Origin of the sequence: Bacillus sp. GMa5/1 (assembly GCF_050172015.1) — a bacterium.
In the GTDB taxonomy this organism is placed as follows: domain Bacteria; phylum Bacillota; class Bacilli; order Bacillales; family Bacillaceae_G; genus Bacillus_A; species Bacillus_A cereus.
Map to the genome: position 1 here is coordinate 1 of NZ_JBNLYC010000251.1, position 4,777 is coordinate 4,777.

The window sequence follows — 4,777 nt, forward strand, 5'->3', positions numbered from 1 at the left end:
TTTGAAATGATTATTATCATTTCATTAGGAGTTGATGTAAAAAGATGAAAAGATACGAAGAATTGGACTCTATAAGAGGGATTTCTTCATTAGTAGTAATGATTGGTCATCATTTAATGATTTTTTCAGCATTTCAAAATTACAGTTATGAAGATAATAAACCATTTGTTGTGTATCTATTAAAAGAAACGCCTGCTCGTCTAATTTTTAGTAGTGGTAACGAATCAGTTATTATCTTTTTTGTTTTGAGCGGATTTGTTTTGTATGAATCTATTCAAAAAAACTATAGTAGCTATGGGTCATACCTTTTAAAACGTATATGCAGAATATATATTCCTTATATTGTGGCAATAATTATAGCTATTGTATGCCAGATTACAATTAGTGAATATGGTATTTCTTATTTAAGTGAATGGTTTAATCGCTCATGGACGATTGAAAGTTCTTCAAGCTTAATCGCACAACATATTTTATTGGTTGGGAAATATAATACAGATGCATATAACGGTGTGATTTGGTCACTTGTCCATGAAATGCGAATATCAATAATTTTCCCGTTAATTTTGATGATTTGCTTACGAAAAACGTTAAGGTGTTCATTACTATTATTGTTTAGTTTTAGTATATGTTCTGTCGTAATATTATTTTTGTTTCGCTCGGGCTTAACATTAACAAGCTATGCATTAACATTGCATTACACAGTACTGTTTTTACTAGGAGCACTAGTTGCGAAGTATAAAAATAATTTAATAGTTTTTTATAGTAATTGTACTAAAAACACGAAAATTGCATGGTTTTTATTTGCGATTTTACTTTTTATGTATGAAGGGCTTATAGGAGAAATTAAAGTGCTCAATAATTTTATATTTCGAGACTACGTAGTGGCGATAAGTGCATGTTTATTTGTCATATTAAGTTTGTCAATATCAACTTTGTCGTCCTTGCTACATAATAAATATTTGTTATATTTGGGGAAGATTTCTTACAGTCTTTATTTATACCATATTATATCGTTGTTTTCCCTTATATACATGCTCCATGAAATATTACCGTTGCCTATTATTTTAATTTTTTCACTTGTTTTTTCGTTTATACTTGCAATGCTTTCGTATGTATATGTAGAAAAATTTGCATTCGGAGTCGGAAAGTATGTAACAAAACAAGTGGATAGAAGAGAGAAAGGGTTATCTGTAAAGAGTGAATTGCAGGATGTTATTCAGAAAAGGGCGGTGAAATAATTGAAGCAAGAAATGAGTATAAAAGATTTTCAACAATTACTGAAAAGAAGATTCGTAACGATTATTTTAACGATGTGTTGTTTAACCGCTTCTTTAGTTCTTATCTCTATGTATGTTTTAAAGCCGTCATATCAATATTCAACGCAAATTCTTGTTGGGAATTTAGATGAGTTTAATAAGGAAAATTCAACAAATAAAACACAAGAAAATAAGCAACTAGTAACATCGTATGTTGATATTTTAAAAAGCCCATTAATTATTTCAACAGTCAAAAAAATTTTGAAATTAGAGCAATCAAGTTATGAATTAGCACAAAAAATCTCGGTTGTGAATACGGACAACTCACAAATTGTAACTGTTACAGTAAAAGATTCCAATCCGAAAATCGTGAAAGACATTGTAAAGACATTGGCAGAGCAATCACAAAAAAGCTTTCAACAGTACACAAATGTACAAGGGGTGAAAGTATTAACTGATCCTGAGTTACAGGAACAGGCTGAAAAATTGTTTCCGAAATTTCAACTGATCATTCCTATTTCTTTAATTGTTAGTTTTTTTGTTGGGATAGGTTTAGCTGTATTTCGAGATTATTTTGATGAACGTATATACACGGAACAGGATTTAGAGAAAATAACAACAGTCTCTGTTATTGGTCACATAAATATGGAACCAAATAGAAAAAAGAAACCTACAGAGGTTGATAAAAAATCATCTATATATCGAGGTGAACATGTCGATGTTTAGAACAAAGAAGCAGCTGCCATTCAATTTGCATGATGATCTGATGAAAGAGCAGTTTTATACGGTGTATCACGAGCTGAAAAAATCCGGAAAACAACTGTTCACAGTTAGTTCAACGAAGGACAGAGGTGTTGTTGCCTCGCTTATAGTAAATATGGGTCTAGTGTTTGCGGAAATGAAAAAAAAGGTGTTACTTATTGATGTGAATTTTTCTGACCCTAAACTACATGTATTATTACAAAGTGATCACATGATAACAGTAAACGATATAATAAGCTCTTCCTCCTGCAATTATGAATCTTTTTCTAGTAATTTGTCTAATTACTTATATTGTATTCCTGCAAAAAAAACAGTACATACAGGGACGCCTTTAGTTGCTATGGATGAATTTGATAATGCGATTGCTAAGTGGAAAGAAGATTTTGATTACATTTTCGTTTATTCTTCTGAAGTATTTGAACTTCCTGCTACGCACATTATTGCAGGGAAATGCGATGGAGTGGTTTTAGCAGTTAAAAAGCAAAAAGATTCATTACGTACAGTGCAAAAAGTAATAGCGGATATAAATAGGAAAGAATGTGAATTAATAGGTATAATTTTATATTCTTGAATGTGGGGGTAACGATCCATGATTCGTGAAACAAATCAAGCCAAGTTGTATACGATTCCGGCTCAAGAAAAGCCTAGCATATTGAATCGAAGTGTAAAACGCTTGTTTGATATTATATTTTCAATCATATTGTTACTATTAACAATACCAATTATGTTGTTCTTTTGTATTATGATTACCTTAGAAACATCAGGGGCTCCAATATACTTTCAAGAACGTTTAGGTATAAACGGGAAGAAGTTTAATGTATTTAAATTAAGGTCGATGGTAAAGGATGCTGAAATGAACGGACCACAATGGGCAAAAGAAAATGATCAAAGAATTACAAAAGTTGGATTGTTTATAAGAAAAACGAGAATTGATGAATTACCACAGCTCTTAAACATTTTAAGAGGAGATATGTCTTTTGTAGGCCCTAGACCAGAGAGAGAGTTTTTTTATAATGAGTTTGATGCGTATATTCCAGAATTTAAGGAACGTTTAATAGTAAAACCAGGATTAACAGGATGGGCACAAATAAATGGAGGGTATAATCTTGATCCAAAGGAAAAGTTGAGGCTGGACATGGAGTATATTGAAATGAAAACATTTCGGATGGACATCCGTATTTTATGTAAAACCGTTTTAATTGTATTGAACGGTAATGGTGCAAGATAAATATATATGTAAACAAACAACATATGTAAGTAGGTTACTTGCAAAGGAGAACTTGTATGGGTAGATCTATTCTAAGCAATATTATCCATCTATTTTATAGTACGATTTTAGCTAACCTTCTTCAGGCCGTCAGTTTAATTGTTTTAGCAAACTTTTTTAACGCACAACATTATGGGATGTTTAGTGTTGCCATAGCAGTGACGTTTGTTATGTTATTTTTTACAGACTTAGGACTTAGTAATACGTTTCTTCGAGAAGGGGCAAAGGATGGAGCAGATTTAGAGCAGATTTTATCATCGTATATAAAAATAAGGATGATTCTACTTATTTTTGTTTCTATCATCGGTTATATTGCTATTCATTATATGTATGCGGATAAAAATTTAATTTATATGATGATAAACGTAATGTTTTTCATGTTAATAGGATTAACTTGGCAAAACATAGGGATTGCCTATTTTCAACTGACGGAACGTATGAAGTATATAGCGCTCATAAAAGTTGTATCAGCATCAGTTGTCATTATAATTACATGTTTTTGTATTTTCGGAGAGTTACCGGTGTATGTAACAGCTCGCTTATATGCTTTTGGGTATATGATTGGTGGTTTATTCAGTATATATATCATGAGAAGAAAGACGAAAATGAATATGAAAGTCGTAATTCATAAAGCGTTATTTTGGCAATTAACTCCCTTTATTATTAGCGGTTTTTTAATAATGAGTACGCCACAATTAGCGCCTATCTTGCTTAACTATACATTGCCATTAAGTATGGTAGGTGTTTTTGCAGTGGCGTACCGGATGCCGGCAGCTTTATATCAAGTACCAGGGGTAATTGCAGGTGCATTTTTTCCGGTGCTCTTTAAGCATTATAACCAGAATAATATAGAAGAGCATACGAAATTAAATTTACTTCAAATTAAATCAATGGCGATTGTAGGAATATGTATGACGATCGGTTTATATCATTTAGCACCATACTTTATTTCTATATTTTTTCATGAAGAATGGAGGAATGCAGTAGAACCACTCCAAATATTATCATTTCTTATTGTGCTACAAAGTCTAAATATTGCCATTGCTGACGGTTTAACGACGAGTGGTTGTCAAAATAAGAGGACTGTTGTGCAGTGTGTAGCATTGGTGATAGGTGGGGTTATGCTTTATAGCTTTAGTAGTCTTGGTGGAGTGATAGGAGCGGCATACGCTATGGTTTTATTTGAAATAGTCGCTTTAGTGGGATATATAGCGGTAAGTGTAGTGAAGAAAAAAATTGTATTCCAAATTGTAATACCGTATACAATTTATTTTGGTGTAACCTTTATTGGAGTGCAATATATATTGCATACATATCATTTAATTGCGCTTGTTCTTAATATACTAATTGTAGTAGCTGCCATATTCCTATATGATTATGAGCTAAAAAAACTTCTTCTTTCTTTTATAAGAAAAATACGCAAAAAGGATTATATTACGAAACAGGGGATATAGCCTATGGAAAATAATATGAAAGTTTTTGTGTTTTAGAA

Annotated in this window: 5 protein-coding genes; all 5 read left to right on the plus strand. The window is 31.7% G+C overall.

Features of this window, described 5'->3' with window-relative positions; all coding sequences use genetic code 11:
- Nucleotides 1–44: 44 nt before the first annotated feature.
- The 5 genes from ACQGSG_RS26635 to ACQGSG_RS26655 are packed head-to-tail and all read left to right on the plus strand — an operon-like array spanning nt 45 to nt 4,739.
- Entirely contained in the window at nt 45–1,238 is a 1,194-nt protein-coding gene (locus ACQGSG_RS26635; protein ID WP_000833054.1) for an acyltransferase family protein, read from the plus strand.
- Nucleotides 1,239–1,982, plus strand: coding sequence for a Wzz/FepE/Etk N-terminal domain-containing protein (locus ACQGSG_RS26640; protein ID WP_325842255.1), 744 nt, complete (start codon nt 1,239–1,241; stop codon nt 1,980–1,982).
- Complete coding sequence (locus ACQGSG_RS26645; RefSeq protein ID WP_002100874.1) at nt 1,969–2,589, plus strand: CpsD/CapB family tyrosine-protein kinase; 621 nt, start codon at nt 1,969–1,971, stop codon at nt 2,587–2,589. Before ACQGSG_RS26640 ends, ACQGSG_RS26645 begins: the two co-directional genes overlap by 14 nt.
- Nucleotides 2,590–2,607: 18 nt before the next feature.
- Nucleotides 2,608–3,246: a sugar transferase gene (locus ACQGSG_RS26650; RefSeq protein ID WP_000617650.1), complete on the plus strand. Its 639-nt coding sequence runs from the start codon at nt 2,608–2,610 to the stop codon at nt 3,244–3,246.
- A gap of 56 nt (nt 3,247–3,302) precedes the next feature.
- A complete protein-coding gene (locus ACQGSG_RS26655; RefSeq protein WP_048568859.1) occupies nt 3,303–4,739 on the plus strand; it encodes an oligosaccharide flippase family protein in 1,437 nt (478 codons plus the stop codon).
- Nucleotides 4,740–4,777: the final 38 nt, after the last annotated feature.

Excerpts from the sequence above, each read along its gene's own strand:
- ACQGSG_RS26650 (WP_000617650.1), top strand. The coding sequence starts at position 2,608 with ATGATTCGTGAAACAAATCAAGCCAAGTTGTATACGATTCCGGCTCAA.
- ACQGSG_RS26655 (WP_048568859.1), top strand. The coding sequence starts at position 3,303 with ATGGGTAGATCTATTCTAAGCAATATTATCCATCTATTTTATAGTACG.
- ACQGSG_RS26635 (WP_000833054.1), top strand. The coding sequence starts at position 45 with ATGAAAAGATACGAAGAATTGGACTCTATAAGAGGGATTTCTTCATTA.
- ACQGSG_RS26645 (WP_002100874.1), top strand. The coding sequence starts at position 1,969 with ATGTCGATGTTTAGAACAAAGAAGCAGCTGCCATTCAATTTGCATGAT.